The sequence below is a fragment of the Qipengyuania proteolytica genome (assembly GCF_019711565.1).
Lineage (GTDB): Bacteria > Pseudomonadota > Alphaproteobacteria > Sphingomonadales > Sphingomonadaceae > Qipengyuania > Qipengyuania proteolytica.
In genome coordinates this window covers 571,650-592,022 of record NZ_JAIGNN010000001.1, presented here as the reverse complement: position 1 = coordinate 592,022, position 20,373 = coordinate 571,650, and the positions used below count along the sequence as shown (strand labels likewise).

Below are 20,373 nucleotides of genomic sequence, written 5' to 3'. Positions count from 1 at the left end.
CCCACCTAGGTCCGACCGGGCCGAAAATCCACAGGGCAAGGCGCCGTTCGGCACAATTGGGACGATTGTGCATTGCACAATGCAACCAATCCCGTCAGGATGGACGGTCTACGGAGAGGCACGGCACTATAACAACCGGTCGGCCAGCAGGGGATACGCATGCTTTACCACGCCTATGAGCTGCAGCGCAGCTGGCTCAACTCGGCCAGTTCCTGGGCTTCGATCGGGGCAGAAATGCTCTCCAATCCGGCCAACCCATTCAATTATGGGCCCCTGGGCTATCTCGGGCTGGGCCCGATGGCCGCAAGCGCACTCGAAGTCTTCGCCCATGCCGCGGCGCCCTACGGGAAACCCGCTTGGGGAATAGAGGCAGTCGAGCTCGACGGCACCAGCCATCCGGTGGTGGAATCCACCGTGGTCAACCGCCCGTTCGGCGACCTCAAGGAGTTCTACCGCGAAAGCCTGCCCGAAGACGCGCCGCGCCTGCTGGTCGTTGCGCCGATGAGCGGCCATTATGCGACCCTGCTGCGCGGCACGGTCGAGCGGATGCTGGAGCGCTACCGCGTGTTCGTCACCGACTGGTCCGACGCCAAGACCGTCCCGCTGCACGAAGGGACCTTCGACCTCGACGATTACATCGACTACGTGATCGGCTTCCTCGAACATATCGGGCCCGATGAAACTGGGGGTGGCGCACATGTCATGGCGGTGTGCCAACCTTCGGTCCCCGTCTTCGCGGCGACCGCGATCATGAATCGCGACGCGCATCTTTGCACGCCGAAAACCCTCACCATGATGGGCGGCCCGATCGACACGCGCTGTTCGCCGACCAGCGTCAACGACCTCGCGATGGAGCGCCCGATCGAGTGGTTCCGCCACAACGTCATCGCCACCGTGCCGATGCAGTATCGCGGCGCAGGACGCAGAGTCTATCCCGGGTTCATGCAGCTTGCGGGCTTCATGAGCATGAATCTCGGCAACCACATGATGAGCCACTACGAGATGTTCAAACACCTCACCGTCGGCGACCAGGACAGTGCGCAGGCGACCAAGGACTTTTACGACGAATACCGCAGCGTGTGCGACATGACGGCGGAATTCTATCTCCAGACGGTCGAGGAAGTGTTCCAGACCCACGCCCTGCCCAACGGCACCTTCGTCCACCGCGGCAAGAGGGTGGACCTCGGCGACATCACCGCCACCGCGCTCTTGGCAATCGAGGGCGAGCGCGACGACATTTCGGGCCTGGGCCAGACCAAGGCCGCACTCGACCTGACTCCGAAACTCTCGGACAGGAAGAAGCGCTACTACATGGCCGAAGGCGCGGGCCATTACGGCATCTTCAACGGCAGCCGCTGGCGCACCAAGATCGCGCCGGTGGTCGAGGAGTTCATCGCCGCACATGGGTGAGGCGCCGGACTTGCCCCGCTAGATCCGCTCTCCCCCGGCCGGTCGGCGCCTGCCTAGCAGCTTGCCGATCACCCGCCGCGCGAGCACCAGCAGCCCGATCGTCAGGGCCAGCAGCACCAGCGCGATGCCGGCTGCGGCAACCGGGTATTCGTAAGCGAAATAGAGCAGGCCGATCGTCGCGACGTCCTCCACGGTCGAGACCGCGACATTGCTCACCGGCTCGGGGCTGGCATTGACGACACCGCGCGCGCCCGCCTTTCCGGCATGCGCGGCCAGGCTCGCGCCGCCGCCGAGCATGAAGGCGATCACCTGCGTCATGGGGTCGGAAGGGTCGACGATGGCCAGCGCCAGCAGCGCCCCGCCGATCGGCCGCACCAGGGTGTGGACCGCATCCCAGGCGCTATCGAGCCACATCACCTTGTCGGCGAAGAACTCGGCCACGGCGGCCAGTGCGGCGATGGCCATGACCCACGGGCTCGCCAGCACGTCGAGCGCCGCCAGGTGCTCGGGCAGGGGCAAGACATCCATCCGCATCGCAAGGCCGGTCGCGAAGATGCAGAGATAGAGTCTCCAACCCGCCAGCAGGCTCACGCTGCCTGCAATCCCGATGATTTCCATGATGCCCATAAACGAACATCCTCCGACCGTTAGGGCCGAAGGATGCGCGCTTTCAATGCTTTGGACAAGTGGGAGTTAGAAGATCTCGAACAGTCCCGCTGCACCCATGCCGCCGCCGACGCACATGGTGACGACGCCGTATTTCGCGCCGCGACGCTTGCCTTCGAGCAGGACGTGGCCCGTGCACCGGGCGCCGGTCATGCCATAGGGGTGGCCGATCGAGATCGAGCCGCCCGAGACGTTGAGCTTGTCGTTGTCGATACCGAGCTTGTCGCGGCAGTAGAGTACCTGCACCGCAAAGGCTTCATTGAGTTCCCAGATGCCGATGTCGTCGACACTGAGGTCGAAGCGCTTGAGCAGCTTGGGGATCGCGAAGACCGGGCCGATGCCCATCTCGTCGGGCTCGGTCCCCGCGACCGCCATGCCGACATAGCGGCCGAGCGGTTCAAGACCCTTCTGTTCGGCGACCTTCGCTTCCATCAGCACGCTGGCCGAGGACCCGTCCGACAGCTGCGAGGCGTTGCCGGCCGTAATCGTGGTGCCCGGACCCATGACCGGCTGCAGCGAGGCGAGGCCTTCGAGCGTGGTCGAGGGGCGGTTGCCTTCGTCCTTGTCGATGGTGATGGCGACGTCCGAAATCTCGCCGGTTTCCTTGTTCTGGACCTTGTGCGTGGTCGAAACCGCGACGATTTCGTCGTCGAAGCGACCTTCTTCCTGCGCCTGTGCCGTGCGCTGCTGCGACTGGAGCGCGTATTCGTCCTGGGCTTCGCGGCTGATGCCATAGCGCTGGGCGACCGTTTCGGCGGTCTGCAGCATCGGCATGTAAATCGCGCCGTGCATATTGATCAGCTCGGGATCGGGCATCACGCGCATTTCCTTGGTCTGCACCAGGCTGATCGATTCCTGGCCACCTGCAGCGACCACATCCATGCGATCGACGATGATCTGCTTGGCCGCCGTGGCGATGGTCATCAGGCCGCTCGAGCACTGGCGATCGATCGTCATGCCGCTGGTGCCGATCGGGCAACCGGCGCGCAGCGCGACCTGCCGGGCGAGGTTGCCGGCCTGCGTGCCCTGCTGGAGCGCGGCGCCCCACAGGACGTCGTCGACTTCGCCGGCTTCGATGCCGGCGCACTCGATCGCGGGCTTCAGCGAATAGGCGCCGAGCGTCGGGCCCTTGGTGTCGTTGAACCCGCCCTTGTAGGCGCGACCGATGGCGGTGCGGGCGGTGGAGACGATGACTGCGTCACGCATGGGTATTTCCTTGGATTGCTATGAAAGTGCCTGATCCTCGCCGGGGAGGAGGGGGAAATCAGACGAAAATCTGGGTGATCCATTCGCAGATCAGGGCGGGCTTTTCCTCGCCTTCGATCTCCATGGTGATCTCGCAGGTCTGCTGCCACTGGCCCGGACGCTTCTCGACCATTTCGAGGAGCTTCCAGTGACCGCGGATGCGCTTGCCGCTGCGGACCGGCGAGATGAAGCGGGTCTTGTTGCCGCCGTAGTTCACGCCCATTTTCACGCCGTCGAGCTTGGGCGTATCCGAATGGGCGCCGAGATAGGGGATCATCGACAGCGTCAGGAAGCCATGCGCGATGGTGCCGCCGAAGGGCGTCATCTTGGCCGCTTCCTCGTTGATGTGGATGAACTGGTGGTCACCGGTCGCGTCGGCGAACTGGTTGATGCGCTCTTGGCTCATCTCGACCCATTCGCTGGTGCCGATGTGCTGTCCGACTTTCTCTGCCAGTTCCTGCGGGCTCATGCGCGCCTCCTCTCTCTCGAAAAACCGTGGTTTTGCGCGACTCCGGCCGCGCTCGCGGGCGGACTCATGGCGCAACGAGAGAGGGCGCGCAACCCGCCCGGACGCTGCCGTTACGGCATTGCGGGATTGGCCGAGGCTGTGGCACGGCGGGCGTCGCGCGCCGCCTTGCGTACTGCCTCGACCTTCGCCGACTCGCGCTTCCTGCAATAGGTCCACAGGCCGATCTGCAGGCCCACGAGCATGAGCACGAAGGGCTGGAAGGCGATCCCCTGGAAGGTCGCACCCACGAGGTAGATGATCTGCGCGAATTGCAGCGCGCTGGCGAGCGGGGACTGCCATTGCTCGGCCGGGGCCTTGCGGTGCATCCACCGCTTGCGGATGACTTCCATCTGCCACAACCCGACGCCGTGGAGGGCCAGCCAGAGGAACAGGCCCGGCCAGCCCTGTTCGCCCAGCATCTCGAAGATGGAGGAGTGATAGGCGCGCGCGCCGTCGGTGATTTCCTGGTATTCGACCGACACGGTCGCGCCGTCCTTCTCGACGACCGGCAGCTGGTAGGTGAAGCTATTCCCCCGGAAGGCGTCGAAACCCCCGCCGAGCGGGCGGCTGCCGACGTAGTCGAGCGTCCACATCCACACCTGCATCCGGGTCGAGGCCGACTGGTCCTGCTGCACCGAACCCAGCGTCGACATCCGCTCGTAGTAGCTCGCGGGAAGGAACGGCAGGGCAGCAAGGCCGAGCGCTGCCGCCCCTGCGATATACAGCATGCGCCGCTTCACATCGCGCAGCATCAGCAAACCGAGCACGCCGATGCAGACGAGCCCGGTGCGCGCCTCGGTCCCGATCGGGATCATGAGGCAGGCGAAGATCAGCAGGCCCGCTAAGGTCTTCACCCGCCAGACGGTCGGGTAGATCGTCGAATGCTTTGCCAGCCAGAGGATGATCGGGATGATCGAGATCGCGACCGTGGCGAGGGTCGAGCTTTCGTACATGTTCGAATTGTCGTTCACGAACAGGTAGAGATTGCCGTAGCCGCCGCCGCCGCCTGCCGTCTTCATCCCGGCCGAGATGATGATCGCCCCCGCCGTCAGCACCATGACGAGGATCGCGGTCTCGATCCTGAGCCGTGTCGTCAAGGTGACGGGCAGGAAGATCGCGAAGACCAGCGCCTTCCACACCCAGTCCCACTTGGCTTGCGCGAATTCGGGGAAGTCGGCCCATTGCAGGGTCATGAAGCACCACACCAGCAGCGCCAGCAGGATGCCCTGCCGCAGCGTGAACTGGGTGTTCGCCTTGGTGTCGCCGATGATCCAGCCGGCAAAGGCGAGCAGGAAGGCGATGAGCGAAACCGGGATCGACGAGAGCAGCGACCAGCTGATCTTCTGCGGCGCGAGGATGTCGATGTAGAGATAGGCCAGCACCCAGATGAAGGGCCGCCTGATACCCATGGCGAAGAAGATCATCACCGTCAGGAACAGCGCGATGTCAAGCATGGCCGCCCCCGTTGCGCGTCCGCCGCCCGCGGCGCCTCGCGCGCGGCGTGGTTTCGGGCTCCGCATCCCCGTCCGGCTCGTCCGCCATCATGTCCTCGCGATCGAGCTCGGGCCGCACGAGGACGCGCAGCAGGGCGAGCATGATCAGCGCATGGGTCAGGCCGAGGGCGATGTAATCGATCAAGCGGGCAGTCTTCCTTGCGCGCAGACTTAGCAGCTTGTGGTTGACGCGGTGTTAAGCCTGGTGTGTCACAAGCCCTGCCACATGACACGCGTCCTGCACATCCTCGACCACTCGCTGCCCCTGCATTCGGGCTATACCTTTCGCACGCGCGCCATCCTCAAGAGCCTCCAGGGGAAGGGCGTCGAGGTGCGCGGGATCACAGGCGCACGCCATCTGGCCGAGGGACCGGACGTAGAGACCGTCGAAGGGCTGACGTTTCACCGCACACCGGGCGCAACCTCGGGACCCCCGGGCCTGCGCGAATGGCGCGAGATAGAGAGTTTGCGCGCCCAGATCGAGCGCGTAGCCGCCGACTGGCGGCCCGACGTGCTCCATGCCCATTCGCCCGCGCTTTGCGGCATGGCGGGCCTGCGGGCCGCACGAAACATCGGCCTGCCTTTCGTCTACGAGATCCGCGCTTTCTGGGAGGATGCGGCGGTCGGTAACGGGACCGGCACCGAAGGCTCGCTCAAATACCGCCTCACCCGCGCGCTCGAAAACCGCGTGGTGGCGGGCGCCGATGCCGTGTTCACGATCTGCGAAGGGTTGCGCGACGATCTGGTCGCCCGCGGCCATGACGGGGACAAGATCGGTCTTTCGCCCAATGGCGTCGACCTCACGCTGTTCGGCGATCCACCGCCGCGCGACGATGCGCTCGTGCAGGCAATCGGCATCGGCACCGACCCGGTCATCGGCTTCATCGGCAGCTTCTACGACTACGAAGGGCTCGACGACCTGATCGCCGCCATGCCCTTGCTGCAGGAGCTGCATCCGGCGGCGCAGCTCCTGCTGGTAGGTGGTGGCCCGATGGACGAAGCCCTGCGCGCCCAAGCCGCGGCCTCTCCCGCCAGCGCGGCGATCGTCTTCACCGGGCGCGTGCCCCATGCCGAAGTCGAACGCTATTACTCGCTGGTCGACGTGCTCGCCTACCCACGCAAGAAATCGCGCCTGACCGATCTCGTCACCCCGCTGAAGCCGCTCGAGGCGATGGCAGAACGTAAGATCGTCGCCGCAAGCGATGTCGGCGGTCACCGCGAATTGATCGAGGACGGGGTGACGGGCCTGCTCTTTCCGCCAGACGATCCCCCGGCCATGGCCGCCGCACTGGCCCGCTTCATCGATGCGAAAGCCGGCTGGCCTGCCATGCGCGAGCGGGGCCGCGAGCATGTCGCCCAGCGGCACGATTGGTCGCGGAACGTGGAGCGTTATCTCGATGTTTACCAAGAACTGCTAGGCGCGAAGCCGGATCGACGGCATTCTGCGGTCGGCTGATTTCGAAGGGGTGATGACAGCACCGATGTCCGGCGCAACCGACACAAGACCGATCAGCGGCCATCCGGCATTCCGATGGCTGGTGGCGCTGTGGTTCGCAGCCCTGCTGGCCGGTGGCACCTTCGTCATGCCCGACCCGGTCGTCGCGAGCCTGCGCGGTGCCCTCGGCATCGATCGCTTCGTCGGCAATGCGCTGCTGGCGCGGCTGGTCCTGTCCGCACTGGCCGGACTGTTCGGCCTGCTGCTCGGCCTGGTGATCGCCATGCGCGTGACCGCCTTCGGTGACGCGCAGGAGCGGGACGAGCCCGAGGCCTGGAGTGAGGACGACCTCCGGGACGAGGATGTCCTCGAAGCCACCGGACCGTGGCTCGAAGAGGTTGACGAAGCGCCCGTAGAAGCCACCGGAGAGGAGGCTCCGCGCCGACCGTTCAATCCGCGCGAATACCTGACCGACGAAGGCTACGAGGCGGCGACACAGGATCCGATCGAGGTCGTGGACGCCGATTTCGAGGAAGTCGTCGAAGAAACGGGGGGCGACGGGCCGATCGTGCCGGCGGCACCGGAGGCGGACCGCAGCAATACGGCCGAAATGCCGGAGACCGAACTCGAATGGACGGAGGTCGGCAAGGCGACGGCCGGCACACGTCCCGAACCCCTGCCCGCACCGCTGTCCAAGGCTGCGGTCGATGCAATCGGCGATCTCTCCCTCGCCGATCTGACTGCCCGGCTGGCACAGGCCATAGCCGCGCAGCGCGCCGCCGAAGAACGGGGCACGACGCCCGCCGATGGTGACGTCGATCCGGTGATCGCTTTCCTGCGCCGCGAGGCCGATCGTTCGGCCCCGCCCGCCAGCGCGGAAGCCGGCACGGACGATCCCCAGGCCAGCCTGCGGAGTGCCCTCGAACGCCTGTCGCAGGACGGCAAGCGCCCTTAGTGCCGTAGCGGCGAATACGAATTTATCCCGCGCCCATCCGCCTTCCCGCGCGGAAAACTTGGTGCGCGTGAAATATTGCTTCGCTTCTCGCAGTTGCAAAACCACAATCCTCCCGCCATGACGATCGCTCGCGCAATTTTGCGGTGCCGCTGTGGCACCATTGGATTTGGTCACCCGACCCCTCATGGCGAGCGGTTCGGTGGGCACGGAGGAGGACGCTTCGCTTATGGGACGCACGCCGCCCCTGGGACTTGAGGGTCTTTACGACCCCCGCAACGAACACGACGCCTGCGGCGTCGGCATGGTCGCGCACATCAAGGGCGCGAAAAGCCATGGCATCGTCACCCAGGCGCTGGAGATTCTGGCCAATCTCGACCATCGCGGTGCGGTCGGTGCGGATCCGCTGCTGGGCGACGGCGCAGGCATCCTGTTGCAGATTCCCGATCCGCTGCTGCGCAAATGGGCGAAAGACAAGGGGCACGACCTGCCTGCGACGGGCGAATACGCGGTCGCCATGTGTTTCCTGCCGCAGCAGGACGAGGCGCGCGAGTTCGTCGAAAAGCAGCTCGAACTGTTCACCGCCAAGGAAGGCCAGCGCGTCGTCGGCTGGCGCGACGTGCCCACGACGCTCGACGGGCTGGGCAAGGCGGTGGTCGATTCGATGCCGGTCATCCGCCAATGCGTCATCGCGCGCGGCCCCAACTGCGCCGACCAGGACGCGTTCGAGCGCAAGCTGATCGTGATTCGCAAACAGACGCTCAATCCGCTCAAGTCCCTCGAGGCCAAGCACGGGATCGAGGGCCTGAGCCAGGCCTATATTCCGAGCTTCTCCAGCCGCACGCTGGTCTACAAGGGCCTGCTGCTGGCAAACCAGGTCGGCAGTTTCTACGACGACCTGCGCGATCCCGACTGCGTCAGCGCACTGGGCCTCGTCCACCAGCGCTTCAGCACCAACACCTTCCCCAGCTGGCGGCTCGCCCACCCCTATCGCTTCATGGCGCACAATGGCGAGATCAACACGGTTCGCGGCAACGTGAACTGGATGGAGGCGCGCCGCCGCACGATGGAAAGCGACCTCCTGGGTGCGGACCTCGACAAGATGTGGCCGCTCATCCCGCACGGTCAGTCGGACACCGCCTGCCTCGACAATGCGCTCGAGCTGCTCGTGACGGGCGGCTACAGCCTCGCCCATGCGATGATGGTGCTGATGCCGGAAGCCTGGGCCAAGGACCCGCTGATCGATCCCGCCCGCCGCGCCTTCTACGAATACCATGCCGCGCTGATGGAGCCGTGGGACGGCCCCGCCGCCGTGTGCTTCACCGACGGTCGCCAGATCGGCGCCTGCCTCGACCGCAACGGCCTGCGCCCCGCACGCTGGTGCACCACCAGGGACGACCTCGTCGTGCTCGCCTCGGAAAGCGGCGTCCTGCCGTTCGACGATGCCGACATCACCCGCAAGTGGCGCCTCCAGCCGGGCCGCATGCTGCTGATCGACCTCGAGGAAGGCCGGATCGTCGAGGACGAGGAGCTCAAGGCCGAACTCGCCGCTGCCGAGCCGTACGAGGCGTGGCTGGAAAAGGCGCAGTACAAGCTCGAGGACCTCGACCACATCGAGCCCGACCTGTCCGAAATCCCGGTTGCGGACACCACGCTGCTCGAGCGGCAGCAAGCCTTCGGCTACACGCAGGAGGACATCGCCCGTTTCCTCGAGCCGATGGCGCGCGGGAGCGAGGACCCGATCGGCTCGATGGGCACCGACACGCCCATCGCCGTGCTGAGCGATCGCAGCCGCCTGCTCTACGATTATTTCAAGCAGAACTTCGCGCAGGTCACCAACCCGCCGATCGACCCGATCCGCGAAGAGCTGGTGATGAGCCTGCTCTCGATGATCGGTCCGCGCCCGAACCTGCTGGGCCGCGACGGGGGCACGCACAAGCGGCTCGAAGTGAGCCAGCCGATCCTCACCAATGCCGATCTCGCCAAGATCCGCTCGGTCGAGGTGGCGCTCGACGGCGCGTTCAAGACCGCGACGATCGACATCACCTGGGATGCCGGCACGGGGGCCGATGGCCTCGCTATGGCGCTGAAGGAAATGTGCTGGGCGGCGACCGAAGCGGTCCTCGGCGATGCCAATATCCTGATCCTGTCCGACCGTAACCAGGGCCCCGATCGCATTCCGATGCCCGCCCTGCTCGCGACCTCGGCGGTGCACCACCAGCTCGTGCGGCAGGGCCTGCGCATGCAGACCGGGCTCGTCATCGAAACCGGCGAGGCGCGCGAAGTCCACCATTTCTGCGCGCTCGCGGGTTACGGGGCGGAAGGGATCAATCCCTATGTCGCCTTCGAAACGCTCGAGCACCTGCGCGCCGAACGTTTCCCCGAACTGGAACCGGGCCAGGTCGCCAAGAACTACGTCAAGGCGGTCGGCAAGGGCATCCTCAAGGTCATGTCCAAGATGGGCATCTCGACCTACCAGTCTTATTGCGGCGCGCAGATCTTCGATGCGGTGGGCCTCAATTCGGCGTTCATCGACACCTATTTCACCGGCACCGCAACCACCATCGAAGGCATCGGCCTCAAGGAAGTGGCCGAGGAAGCCGTACAGCGCCACGCGCAGGCCTATGGGCACAACCCGCTCTACGCCGGGATGCTCGATGTCGGCGGGATCTACCAGTACCGCATCCGCGGGGAAGCGCACGCCTGGACGCCGCAATCGGTGGCCCAGTTGCAGCACGCGGTGCGCGCGGGCGATCCGAAGAATTACGAGGAATTCGCCCGTTCGATCAACGAACAGAGCGAGCGCCTGCTGACCATCCGCGGCCTCATGGAGCTGAAGCCTGCCGAGCAGCCGCTCGATCTCGACGAGGTCGAACCGGCGGTCGAAATCGTCAAGCGCTTCAGCACCGGGGCGATGAGCTTCGGCTCGATCAGCCACGAGGCGCACTCGACGCTCGCGATCGCGATGAACCGGCTCGGCGGACGCTCCAACACCGGCGAGGGCGGCGAGGAGCCCGAGCGCTTCCGCCCGCTCGACAATGGCGATTCGATGCGCAGCCGGATCAAGCAAGTGGCCTCAGGCCGCTTCGGCGTGACGACCGAATACCTCGTCAATTCGGACGACATCCAGATCAAGATGGCGCAGGGCGCGAAGCCCGGAGAAGGCGGCCAGCTGCCCGGCCACAAGGTCGACAAGCGCATCGGCGCGGTGCGGCACGCAACGCCCGGCGTCGGCCTGATCTCGCCGCCGCCGCATCACGACATCTACTCGATCGAGGATCTCGCGCAGCTGATCCACGACTTGAAGAACGTGAAGCCGGATGCGCGCATTTCGGTGAAGCTGGTGTCCGAAGTCGGCGTCGGCACAGTCGCTGCGGGCGTGTCCAAGTGCAAGGCGGATCACGTTACCATCTCGGGCTACGAAGGCGGCACGGGCGCGAGCCCGCTGACCTCGCTGACGCATGCCGGCAGCCCGTGGGAAATCGGCCTCGCCGAAACACAGCAGACACTGCTCCTCAACGATCTGCGCAGCCGGATTGCGGTACAGGTCGACGGCGGGCTGCGTACCGGGCGCGACGTCGCCATCGGCGCGCTGCTTGGTGCCGACGAGTTCGGCTTCGCCACCGCCCCGCTGATCGCGGCGGGCTGCATCATGATGCGCAAATGCCATCTCAACACCTGCCCCGTCGGCGTGGCGACGCAGGACCCGGTGCTGCGCAAGCGTTTCGTCGGCACGCCCGAGCACGTCATCAACTACTTCTTCTTCGTGGCCGAGGAACTGCGCGCCATCATGGCCGAAATGGGCTTCCGCACGGTCGAGGAGATGGTCGGCCGGGTGGACCGGATCGACATGCGCCGTGTCGAACGCCACTGGAAGGCGCAAGGCGTCGACCTCAAGCGCATCCTCCACGCGGTCCCGCTGCAGGAAGGGCAGGCGCTGCACCAGACCGAGACGCAGGATCACGGCCTTGCCGCCGCAATGGACGTCGAACTCATAAAGGCCTGCAAGCCCGCCATCGAAAGCGGGCAGGCGGTCCAGCTCAGCCGATCGATCCGCAACGTCAACCGCACGGTCGGCGCGATGCTGTCGGGGCGGATTGCCGAGGCGCACGGCCACGCGGGTCTCGCGCCGGACACTATCCGCATCGACTTCACCGGCGTCGCCGGCCAGAGCTTCGGCGCCTGGCTCGCGCACGGGGTCGCCATCAGCCTCACCGGCGATGCGAACGACTACGTCGGCAAGGGCCTGTCGGGCGGCCGCATCGCCATCCGTCCTCCGGAAGGCGCGCCCCGCCAGCCGGGCGAGAACATCATCGTCGGCAACACCGTGCTCTATGGTGCGATCGCGGGCGAAGCCTATTTCGCCGGCGTCGCGGGCGAACGGTTCGCGGTCCGCAATTCGGGCGCCGTCGCAGTGGTCGAGGGCACGGGCGACCACGGCTGCGAATACATGACCGGCGGCGCCGTCTGCGTGCTCGGGCCCACCGGCCGCAACTTCGCCGCAGGCATGAGCGGCGGTATCGCCTATGTCTACGATCCCGACGGCAAGTTCGAGAAGCTGTGCAACCACGCGCAGGTCGACATACTCGATGTGCAACCGGGTGACGGCGAAGGCGCGGAGAAGAGCTGGGGCGCGCCGCAGCAGCGGTCCGTCTCGGTCGACAATTCCGGCATGGGCGACCCGCTCTACCACGATGCGGAACGGCTCAAGATCTTGGTCGAACGGCACCAGCTGCACACCGGTTCGGCCAAGGCCAAGGCGCTGCTGGACGACTGGACCAACGCGCTCAAGAACTTCCGCAAGGTCATGCCGCGCGACTACCAGCGCGCGCTGAAGGCACTCGAGGGCGAACGCGAACAGGCCGCCATGGAAGCGGCGGAGTAAGGGTCATGGGCAAGGAAACCGGCTTTCTCGAATTCGAGCGCGAGGATCGCAGCTATCGCGATCCCAAGGAGCGCCTCGGGAACTACAAGGAATTCGTGGTCCCGCTGAGCGAGGACAAGCTGCGCACGCAGGCGTCGCGCTGCATGAACTGCGGCATTCCCTATTGTCACAACGGCTGTCCGGTGAACAACATCATCCCGGACTGGAACCACCTCGTCTACGAGGACGATTGGAAGAACGCGCTCGAAGTCCTGCACTCGACCAACAATTTCCCCGAGTTTACCGGCCGCGTCTGCCCCGCCCCGTGCGAGGCAGCCTGCACGCTCAACCTCATCGACAGCCCGGTCACCATCAAGTCGATCGAATGTGCGATCATCGACCGCGGCTTCCAGGAAGGCTGGGTCAAACCGCAGATCGCGGACAAGCGCACCGGCAAGTCGGTTGCGGTGATCGGCTCGGGACCTGCCGGCCTCGCCTGCGCTCAGCAACTGGCCCGTGCGGGCCATGCCGTGACCGTGTTCGAGAAGAGCGACCGGATCGGCGGACTGCTGCGCTACGGCATTCCCGACTTCAAGATGGAGAAGCACCTCATCAACCGCCGTGCGGTGCAGATGGAGGCCGAAGGCGTCCAGTTCCGCACCTCGAGCGAGGTCGGCGTCGAGGTCAGCTTCACCGCCCTGCAGGAAAATTTCGACGCGGTGGTTCTGGCCGGCGGCGCGGAAGAAGCGCGCCAGCTAGACATCCCCGGCGCCGAGCTGCCCGGCGTGCGGCTGGCGATGGAATTCCTCACCCAGCAGAACAAGCGCAATGCAGGCGACGAGGAAGTACGTGCCGCGCCGCGCGGCTCGCTGACCGCAACCGGCAAGCACGTGATCGTGATCGGCGGCGGCGACACCGGCAGCGACTGCGTCGGCACGAGCAACCGGCAAGGCGCGGCCAGCGTCACCCAGCTCGAGATCATGCCCAAGCCGCCGGAGAAGGAAGACAAGGCGCTGACCTGGCCCGACTGGCCGCTGAAGCTGCGCACCTCCTCGAGCCACGAGGAAGGCGTCGATCGCGACTGGGCTGTCCTCACCAAGCGCGTGGTCGAAGAGAACGGCGACGTCGCCGGCCTCGAATGCGTCCGCGTCGAATGGAAGGATGGCCGCATGCAGGAAGTGGAGGGGAGCACCTTCACCCTGAAGGCCGACCTGATCCTGCTCGCCATGGGCTTCACCGGTCCCAAGCGCCGCGGACTGCTCGATCGTGCCGGAGTCGATCTCGACGGGCGCGGCAATGTCGCAGCGGATACCGAATGGTACCTCACCAGCGAGGCAAACGTCTTCTCCTGCGGCGACATGCGGCGCGGGCAGAGCCTGGTCGTCTGGGCGATCCGCGAAGGGCGCCAGTGCGCCCATGCGGTCGACAAGGCGCTGATGGGCCTCTCCGACCTGCCGCGCTAGGCGCCTGGCCGACATACTCATCACCGGTTGTTCGGGTGGCGGCAAATCGTCGCTACTCCAAGAGCTCGCGCAGCGTGGCTATTGCACGGTGCCCGAACCCGGGCGCAGACTGATTGCCGCGGGCATCACGCCATGGGAAGACCCCCGCGCCTTCCTGTGGGCCGCTGCCGATATGGCGCGCGCGGACCTCGCCGAGCATCTGGAAGACCAGGAACCGGTGTTCTACGACCGCGGATTGATCGATGCGCTGGCCGGACTGGAGCGACTGGACGCAAGGCCGGCTGTGGCGGAACTGGGTTCGTATCGGCCCTATGACGCAGTGTTTCTTGTTCCACCCTGGCCCGAAATCTTTTGCCAGGATTCGATGCGGCGTCACGATCTGGGTACCGCCAGAGTCGAATACGAACACCTTTCCAACCTGCTGCCAAGTCTCGGCTACAGAACCGCGGAACTGCCGCGCATTTCGCTAGCCGCGCGGGCAGACTTCGTCCTCGCAACGCTAGGGCTGGCTTGAGTCTTCGCCCTGCTGCGAACCTAGCCTTGTGTGCGGCCCCGCGCCTGCACGTCTGCGCGGCGGGCCTCGACCTCTTCCGGGCTCACGGCGGAGTTCGCGGCGGAGGACAGCCTGTGCTCGATCTCGAGCCCCTCGCCGAAGCTCGCGGCATAGCCTTCGTCGATCAGCGCCTTGTACTGCGCGAGGAAGGCGGGATCGATGCTGGCCATGTCCGCGGCTAGCTTGCGCGCTTCGGGGAGCAAATCTTCGGGCGCGACGACGCGGTTGACGAGGCCCCAGCGCTCGGCCGTGCCGGCATCGAGGAAATTGCCGGTGAAGCTCAGCTCCTTGGCCCGGCTGATCCCGATCATCCGGCTCAATTTCTGCGACAGGCCCCATCCCGGCACGATGCCGACGCGGGCGTGCGTATCGGCGAAGCGCGCATTGGTGCTGGCGATCAGCACGTCGCACGCGAGAGCGACCTCGAACCCGCCGGTGATCGCGACCCCGTTGATCGCGCCGATCACCGGCTTGCGGCAGACCTCGATCGCCTTGACCGGGTTTTCGTCCGCGCCTTCCGCATTGGCTGCGCCGAGCGCGCCCGCCTCGCTGCCGAGTTCCTTGAGGTCGAGGCCCGCCGTGAAGGCCCGCTCACCCGCACCGGTCAGGATCACCGCGCGCACGGTATCGTCCGCGTCCAGCGCGGTCATCACTTCGTAGAGCCGGTGCCGCAGCGCTTTCGACAGCGCATTCATCGCTTCCGGGCGGTTGAGGGTGACGGTGGCGATGCCGTCGGCGATGTCGGTCAGGATAAGGTCGGTCATGCCGCGCAGACTAGCGGGTCGGTTGCATCTTGCAATCGTCCTCGCGCTGGCGTTGAGTGGGGCGCACGAGAGAGGAGACACGCGATCATGGCATTCAAACCCTTCGACCTTACTGGCAAGGTGGCAGTTGTGACCGGGGGCAATGGCGGGATCGGCCTGGGCATGGCGGAAGGCCTTGCCGCAGCCGGTGCCGATGTTGCGATCTGGGGGCGCAATGCGGGCAAGAATGCCACAGCGCTGGAGAAGCTCAAGACGCATGGCGGCCGGGTCGAGGCACTGGAAGTCGACGTGTCGAACGAAGAGGCCGTGGTAGATGCCATGTCCGAGAGCCTGTCGCGACTCGGCCGGATCGACACTTGCATCGCCAACGCCGGGGTCGGCGGTGGCGCGCCGCTGACCGAGCAGACCACCGAGCAGTGGCGCAAGGTTACGACGGTCAATCTCGACGCTGTATTCTGGACCTTCCGCGAAGCCGCGAAACACATGGTTGCGCGTGCGGAGGCGGGGGACAAGGGCGGCTCGCTGCTGGTGACGTCGAGTGTCTCGGCGATCCACGGCGCGCCGCAGAACCAGGCCTATGCCGTGACCAAGGCGGGCGTCCTCGCGATGGTGCGCGGCACGGCGGTCGAACTGGCCCGTCACGGCATCCGCGCCAATGCGGTGCTGCCCGGCTGGATCGCCACCGAAATGACCGAGCGGCTGCAGTCGTGGGACGCCTTCAACGAAAAGGCCATCGGCCGGGTACCCATGCGCCGCTGGGGCGAAGGCGAGGATTTTGCCGGCATCGCGGTCTATTTCGCGAGTGATGCCAGCAAGTTCCACACCGGCGATTCGGTGGTGATCGACGGCGGCTATTCGATCTTCTGAAGCGATCCGCCGATCAGGGGAGCGGGCTAACCTTGCGGTTGAAGTTCGAATGCTGGCGATAATGGACGACCTTGCCCGCGCGATCGCGTTCGAACACGACCTCCTCGCGCTCCTCGCCCTTGTCGGTGACCACCCGGAAACGGTCACCGCCCAGCGGCTTGAGGCGCCATAAGCCGTCGGCCGGCTCTTTGGCGTCGGGCCCGATCCAGGTCAGCCCGCCCGCCCAGGGCACGAGGAAATAGTCCGAATCCCACGGCTGCCCGTCATAGACGCCGGCGTAGTCGTCGAGTTTTACGCCTTCGACCGGATCGAACGCCGTCGCTCCACCGCGTGCGTTGACCAGAGCGGCGATTCCGCGAGCGAGATAGCCCGGATCGTCCATCGCATTCATCGCAACGGCGATACCCATCTCTTCCTTGGGCGCGATCATCAGCGCGCTGCGATAGCCGGGGCAGGAACCGCCATGCCCGACAACGGTGGTGCCGTTCTCGTTGCGGACCGAGAAGCCGAGGCCCCAACTGGTGTTCCAGTCGGGCGAGACGTAATGCACCCGCTGCATCTCGCGCAGCGTCGACGGCCGCAGCACCTCGGCCTCGCCGCTTTTGGCGAGACGGAAGGTCCAGCTGGCGAATTTGGCAAGATCGGCCGCGCTCGAACTGAAACCGGCCGCGGGCGTGATGCCGGCCGGGTCGAACAGCTTCACCGCGGGCCGCGTCCCGTCGGCTGCGAGCGCGCCCCAGCCGACAGCCATTTGCTTGCCGTAGAGATCGGTCGGTATGGCCGGACGCGTGTCGTCGAGGCCAAGCGGGGTAAGTATCCTAGCGCTGACGTAGTCCGCAAACGCCTCTCCGCTGACAGCTTCGACTGTCTCGCCCACCAGCGTCAGGCCGAGGTTCGAATATTGCCAGGTGGTCGAGGCCGGATAGAGCGGCGACTGTTCGCCGATGCGCGAGCGGATCTGCGCCTGGCTGGGGAAGGGGAAGTCCGGTCCGGTCCAGTAGGGATAGTCGCTTTCGCGCGGTAGCCCCGCCGAATGCGTCAGCGCGCCGCGCAGCGTGACGGGCACGCTGTCGCGCGGGTCGGCGGCCAGCTTTGCCCAGGGCAAATAATCGGTAATCGGCACATCGAGCGCGACCTTACCCTGTTCCCACTGCTGCATCAGCGCGACTGCGGTGAAGAGCTTGGAAATCGAGCAGATCGAATAGATCGTGTCCGCCGTCGCCGGCGTCCGCTGCGCGCGGTCGGTCGTGCCGAAGCCCGTGGCCCAGACGGTGCGATCGCCCTGCGCCACCGCAGCGGAGATGGCGGGAATCTTGCGGTATTGCCGCTGCCCCTCCACCCACAGTTCCGCCGCCCGCATGGCTTCGGAGAGCGCCGCTGCCTTTGCTGAATCGTCGGGCGCTGCTGCCGTCTGGTGATGGTCGCCGCCGGTCTCCGCCTGAGCCGGAACCATCATGCCCAGAACCGCGAGCGCCGCGCCTGCCCCGAAGATCGCCTTCATGATCTGTCTCCCCTGCCTTGCCGTACGAGCCTTTCACGCCGGCAGGGGCATGGCAAGTCAAACCGTCCAGTCGATGGGACCCCGGCCCCGGGCCTCGAGAAAGGCGTTGGCGCGGCTGAACGGGCGCGAGCCGAAGAAGCCGCGATGGGCCGACAGCGGGCTAGGGTGCGGGCTTTCGATCACGCAATGCCTGCCTCCGCGCAAGCCGTCGATGCGTTTCGCCTTGGCTTGCGCGTGGCTGCCCCAGAGCATGAAGACACTGGGCTCTGGCCGCGCCGCCACCGCACCCACGCAGGCGTCGGTGATCGCGTCCCAGCCGCGCCCGGCGTGGCTGCCCGCCTGCCCCGCCTCGACTGTCAGCGTGTTGTTGAGCAGGAGCACGCCCTGCCGCGCCCATCTGGTGAGGTCGCCGTGCGTAGGCCGCGCTTTACCGAGATCGGCCTCCAACTCCTTGTAGATGTTCAGCAGGCTCGGCGGCACCTTCACGCCTTCGGGGACTGCAAAGCACAGGCCCATCGCCTGCCCCGGCCCGTGGTACGGGTCCTGCCCCAGGATCACGACCTTCACCGCCTCGAGCGGGGTCAGTTCGAGCGCCTTCAGCCGGCAACCGGGCGGCGGGTAGACATCCTTGCCGGCCTCTTCTTCCGCGCGCAGCCAGCCGCCCAGCCGCCGCGCTTCGGGCGTATCCAGCACCGGGTCCAGGACCGGCTTCCAGCTGTCGGGTACCATCTCCGCCATCGTCCCTTCCCTCTAGAGCGCAAACGGCTTAAGGCCCACGCCATGGCAGTGCATTTCCACGAAGAAGACCTCCCCGAAGGCGTGCTCGCCGATGGCCCGGTGGCCGTCGATACCGAAACCATGGGCCTGATCACGCCGCGCGACCGGCTGTGCCTGGTGCAGATCAGCGATGGCCAAGGCGACGAGCACCTCGTGCGCTTCGGCCCCGACAGCACCTATGACGCGCCGAACCTCAAGGCCGTGCTGGGCGATCCGCAGCGGCTCAAGCTCTTCCACTTCGCGCGCTTCGATCTCGCGGCGATCGAACACTACCTCGGGGTCACCGCCGCGCCCTGCTATTGCACCAAGATCGCGAGCAAGCTGGTCCGCACCTACACCGACCGCCACGGCCTCAAGAACCTCGTGGACGAACTGCTCGGCGAGAGCATGTCGAAGGTCCAGCAGAGCTCGGACTGGGGCGGCCCCGTGATCAGCGAGGCGCAGCGCGAATATGCCGCCAGCGACGTGCGCTTCCTCCACCGCATGCGCGAGGAACTGAACCGGCGGCTCGAACGCGAAGGCCGGATGGACATGGCGCAGGCCTGTTTCGATTTCCTGCCCACCCGCGCGCGGCTCGACCTCGCCGGCTGGGCCGATCACGACATCTTCAGCCACGCGTAAGGAGCAGGGGTTCAAGCCGCCGCCATGGTTGTCCGCCAACGCAGGATCGAGACGCAGGAGGCCAAGGCGCGCCGCAACGAGCGGCAGCACTGGGCCGAGCCGGGCGGCACGCATGACCGGCTGGTGCGCTTCCTCGCCAAGGCCCTGCCGATGGGCGTGGGCGTGCTCGCCGCGCTGATGGTGATCACCCCGCTCAGTCCGCGCGGCGAAGTGAGCTTCCTGCTCGATCGCGACAAGGTGGCGGTCATCAACGAACGCCTGCGCGTCGACAATGCGCTCTACCGCGGCGAGGATAATGACGGCCGCCCCTTCTCGCTCACCGCGGGCGAGGCGGTGCAACGTTCCAGCGCCGAAGGGATCGTGCGCATGAACGAAGTGGTGGCGCGGCTGCTGCTTAACGACGGGCCTGCGCGCGTATCCGCCGATGGCGGGCAATACTCTCTCGAGGAGCAGGTGGTCTCGGTCGACGGACCGCTGCTGATGGTCGCCGCCGATGGCTATCGCATGGTGGCGCGCGGCGTATCGGTCAATCTGGAAAACAAGACCCTGCGCGGTGACGACGGGGTCGAAGGCGAGATTCCCGCCGGAACCTTCAGCGCCAACCGCCTGACCGCCGATCTCAACGAACGTACGATTGCCCTGTCCGGCAATGCGCGCCTGCGCATGGACCCGGGCGAACTGAGGATGCCCAGATGACCAAGCTCGTTCCCTCGATGGCCCGCTGGGCGCTCGCCGGTTTCGCCCTTACGCTGACAGCGGTCGGTGGCATGCAATTGCAGGCGCAGGCGATTGCGGGGCACAATTCGAACGCACCGGTGTCCTATGCGGCGGACCGGATCGAGCTGCAGGACCGGCAGAACCGCGTCGTCCTGTCGGGCAACGTGCGGATCACGCAGGCCGGCCTCAGCCTCAATGCGGCGCGCACGATCGTGAACTATTCGGATGCCGGCAGCCTGCAGATCCAGCGCATCATGGCGACCGGCGGGGTCGATGTGCAACGCGGCAACGAACGGGCGCGCGGTGACACCGCGGTCTACGATTTCAACCGCCGCATAATCACGATGGCGGGCAATGTCCGGCTCAACCGCGGCGGCGACACGCTCAACGGCGGGCGGCTGGTGATCGACCTGCGCTCCGGCGTGTCGAGCGTCGATGGCCAAGCCAGCGGGTCGTCCTCCGTCACCGGCGAAAGCAGCAGCAGCTCCGGCGGCCGGGTGAGCGGGACCTTCTCCGTCCCCGAAAACTGAGGCCGCG

At 66.2% G+C, this 20,373-nt stretch carries 18 protein-coding genes; 10 read left to right on the top strand and 8 right to left on the bottom strand.

Annotation, left to right across the window (positions count from 1 at the left end; translation table 11 throughout):
• The first annotated feature begins 159 nt into the window (after positions 1 to 159).
• On the top strand, positions 160 to 1,410 hold the full coding sequence (locus K3172_RS02880) for a polyhydroxyalkanoate depolymerase (protein WP_221586960.1): 1,251 nt from the start codon (positions 160 to 162) through the stop codon (positions 1,408 to 1,410).
• An 18-nt stretch (positions 1,411 to 1,428) separates the two neighbouring features.
• Here K3172_RS02880 and K3172_RS02875 read toward each other — a convergent pair whose 3' ends face one another.
• From K3172_RS02875 to K3172_RS02855, 5 genes are all read right to left on the bottom strand, one after another.
• Positions 1,429 to 2,037 (bottom strand): DUF4126 domain-containing protein, encoded by a 609-nt coding sequence (locus K3172_RS02875; protein WP_221586959.1) that lies wholly within the window; start codon positions 2,035 to 2,037, stop codon positions 1,429 to 1,431.
• A 66-nt stretch (positions 2,038 to 2,103) separates the two neighbouring features.
• On the bottom strand, positions 2,104 to 3,282 hold the full coding sequence (locus K3172_RS02870; protein WP_221586958.1) for an acetyl-CoA C-acyltransferase: 1,179 nt from the start codon (positions 3,280 to 3,282) through the stop codon (positions 2,104 to 2,106).
• Between the two features lie 58 nt (positions 3,283 to 3,340).
• Positions 3,341 to 3,790, bottom strand: a complete 450-nt coding sequence (locus tag K3172_RS02865; protein WP_221586957.1) for a MaoC family dehydratase — start codon at positions 3,788 to 3,790, stop codon at positions 3,341 to 3,343.
• A 110-nt stretch (positions 3,791 to 3,900) separates the two neighbouring features.
• Positions 3,901 to 5,283, bottom strand: coding sequence for a DUF5935 domain-containing protein (locus K3172_RS02860; RefSeq protein WP_221586956.1), 1,383 nt, complete (start codon positions 5,281 to 5,283; stop codon positions 3,901 to 3,903).
• Positions 5,276 to 5,467 (bottom strand): hypothetical protein, encoded by a 192-nt coding sequence (locus K3172_RS02855; protein ID WP_221586955.1) that lies wholly within the window; start codon positions 5,465 to 5,467, stop codon positions 5,276 to 5,278. Before K3172_RS02855 ends, K3172_RS02860 begins: the two co-directional genes overlap by 8 nt.
• A gap of 81 nt (positions 5,468 to 5,548) precedes the next feature.
• On the opposite strand from K3172_RS02855, the gene K3172_RS02850 reads away from it, so the two are divergent.
• From K3172_RS02850 to K3172_RS02830, 5 genes are all read left to right on the top strand, one after another.
• Positions 5,549 to 6,778: a TIGR04063 family PEP-CTERM/XrtA system glycosyltransferase gene (locus K3172_RS02850; RefSeq protein WP_221586954.1), complete on the top strand. Its 1,230-nt coding sequence runs from the start codon at positions 5,549 to 5,551 to the stop codon at positions 6,776 to 6,778.
• A 13-nt stretch (positions 6,779 to 6,791) separates the two neighbouring features.
• Positions 6,792 to 7,712, top strand: a complete 921-nt coding sequence (locus K3172_RS02845) for a hypothetical protein (protein ID WP_221586953.1) — start codon at positions 6,792 to 6,794, stop codon at positions 7,710 to 7,712.
• Between the two features lie 226 nt (positions 7,713 to 7,938).
• The gene (gene gltB, locus K3172_RS02840; RefSeq protein WP_221586952.1) at positions 7,939 to 12,594 is read left to right on the top strand and encodes a glutamate synthase large subunit; all 4,656 of its coding nucleotides are present in this window, start codon (positions 7,939 to 7,941) and stop codon (positions 12,592 to 12,594) included.
• A 5-nt stretch (positions 12,595 to 12,599) separates the two neighbouring features.
• Positions 12,600 to 14,036, top strand: coding sequence for a glutamate synthase subunit beta (locus tag K3172_RS02835; RefSeq protein WP_221586951.1), 1,437 nt, complete (start codon positions 12,600 to 12,602; stop codon positions 14,034 to 14,036).
• 4 nt (positions 14,037 to 14,040) lie between these two features.
• Positions 14,041 to 14,550 (top strand): AAA family ATPase, encoded by a 510-nt coding sequence (locus tag K3172_RS02830; RefSeq protein ID WP_221588965.1) that lies wholly within the window; start codon positions 14,041 to 14,043, stop codon positions 14,548 to 14,550.
• Positions 14,551 to 14,570: 20 nt separating this feature from the next.
• Here K3172_RS02830 and K3172_RS02825 read toward each other — a convergent pair whose 3' ends face one another.
• A complete protein-coding gene (locus tag K3172_RS02825) occupies positions 14,571 to 15,353 on the bottom strand; it encodes an enoyl-CoA hydratase (RefSeq protein WP_221586950.1) in 783 nt (260 codons plus the stop codon).
• A gap of 87 nt (positions 15,354 to 15,440) precedes the next feature.
• On the opposite strand from K3172_RS02825, the gene K3172_RS02820 reads away from it, so the two are divergent.
• Positions 15,441 to 16,220, top strand: a complete 780-nt coding sequence (locus K3172_RS02820) for an SDR family NAD(P)-dependent oxidoreductase (protein WP_221586949.1) — start codon at positions 15,441 to 15,443, stop codon at positions 16,218 to 16,220.
• 13 nt (positions 16,221 to 16,233) lie between these two features.
• Here K3172_RS02820 and K3172_RS02815 read toward each other — a convergent pair whose 3' ends face one another.
• On the bottom strand, positions 16,234 to 17,721 hold the full coding sequence (locus tag K3172_RS02815; protein WP_221586948.1) for a serine hydrolase domain-containing protein: 1,488 nt from the start codon (positions 17,719 to 17,721) through the stop codon (positions 16,234 to 16,236).
• 57 nt (positions 17,722 to 17,778) lie between these two features.
• On the bottom strand, positions 17,779 to 18,459 hold the full coding sequence (locus K3172_RS02810) for a uracil-DNA glycosylase (RefSeq protein ID WP_221586947.1): 681 nt from the start codon (positions 18,457 to 18,459) through the stop codon (positions 17,779 to 17,781).
• 42 nt (positions 18,460 to 18,501) lie between these two features.
• Between K3172_RS02810 and K3172_RS02805 the strand changes: the two genes are divergently transcribed.
• Genes K3172_RS02805 through K3172_RS02795 form a run of 3 tightly spaced genes read left to right on the top strand, consistent with a single transcriptional unit; the run spans position 18,502 to position 20,366 of the window.
• Entirely contained in the window at positions 18,502 to 19,119 is a 618-nt protein-coding gene (locus K3172_RS02805) for a ribonuclease D (RefSeq protein ID WP_221586946.1), read from the top strand.
• A gap of 24 nt (positions 19,120 to 19,143) precedes the next feature.
• On the top strand, positions 19,144 to 19,815 hold the full coding sequence (lptC, locus tag K3172_RS02800) for an LPS export ABC transporter periplasmic protein LptC (protein WP_221586945.1): 672 nt from the start codon (positions 19,144 to 19,146) through the stop codon (positions 19,813 to 19,815).
• Positions 19,812 to 20,366: an LptA/OstA family protein gene (locus K3172_RS02795; protein WP_221586944.1), complete on the top strand. Its 555-nt coding sequence runs from the start codon at positions 19,812 to 19,814 to the stop codon at positions 20,364 to 20,366. Before lptC ends, K3172_RS02795 begins: the two co-directional genes overlap by 4 nt.
• Positions 20,367 to 20,373 lie beyond the last annotated feature (7 nt).

Excerpts from the sequence above, each read along its gene's own strand:
- K3172_RS02880 (WP_221586960.1), top strand. The coding sequence starts at position 160 with ATGCTTTACCACGCCTATGAGCTGCAGCGCAGCTGGCTCAACTCGGCC.
- K3172_RS02875 (WP_221586959.1), bottom strand. The coding sequence starts at position 2,037 with ATGGGCATCATGGAAATCATCGGGATTGCAGGCAGCGTGAGCCTGCTG.
- K3172_RS02870 (WP_221586958.1), bottom strand. The coding sequence starts at position 3,282 with ATGCGTGACGCAGTCATCGTCTCCACCGCCCGCACCGCCATCGGTCGC.
- K3172_RS02865 (WP_221586957.1), bottom strand. The coding sequence starts at position 3,790 with ATGAGCCCGCAGGAACTGGCAGAGAAAGTCGGACAGCACATCGGCACC.
- K3172_RS02860 (WP_221586956.1), bottom strand. The coding sequence starts at position 5,283 with ATGCTTGACATCGCGCTGTTCCTGACGGTGATGATCTTCTTCGCCATG.
- K3172_RS02850 (WP_221586954.1), top strand. The coding sequence starts at position 5,549 with ATGACACGCGTCCTGCACATCCTCGACCACTCGCTGCCCCTGCATTCG.
- K3172_RS02845 (WP_221586953.1), top strand. The coding sequence starts at position 6,792 with ATGACAGCACCGATGTCCGGCGCAACCGACACAAGACCGATCAGCGGC.
- gltB (WP_221586952.1), top strand. The coding sequence starts at position 7,939 with ATGGGACGCACGCCGCCCCTGGGACTTGAGGGTCTTTACGACCCCCGC.
- K3172_RS02835 (WP_221586951.1), top strand. The coding sequence starts at position 12,600 with ATGGGCAAGGAAACCGGCTTTCTCGAATTCGAGCGCGAGGATCGCAGC.
- K3172_RS02825 (WP_221586950.1), bottom strand. The coding sequence starts at position 15,353 with ATGACCGACCTTATCCTGACCGACATCGCCGACGGCATCGCCACCGTC.
- K3172_RS02820 (WP_221586949.1), top strand. The coding sequence starts at position 15,441 with ATGGCATTCAAACCCTTCGACCTTACTGGCAAGGTGGCAGTTGTGACC.
- K3172_RS02815 (WP_221586948.1), bottom strand. The coding sequence starts at position 17,721 with ATGAAGGCGATCTTCGGGGCAGGCGCGGCGCTCGCGGTTCTGGGCATG.
- K3172_RS02810 (WP_221586947.1), bottom strand. The coding sequence starts at position 18,459 with ATGGCGGAGATGGTACCCGACAGCTGGAAGCCGGTCCTGGACCCGGTG.
- K3172_RS02805 (WP_221586946.1), top strand. The coding sequence starts at position 18,502 with ATGGCAGTGCATTTCCACGAAGAAGACCTCCCCGAAGGCGTGCTCGCC.
- lptC (WP_221586945.1), top strand. The coding sequence starts at position 19,144 with ATGGTTGTCCGCCAACGCAGGATCGAGACGCAGGAGGCCAAGGCGCGC.
- K3172_RS02795 (WP_221586944.1), top strand. The coding sequence starts at position 19,812 with ATGACCAAGCTCGTTCCCTCGATGGCCCGCTGGGCGCTCGCCGGTTTC.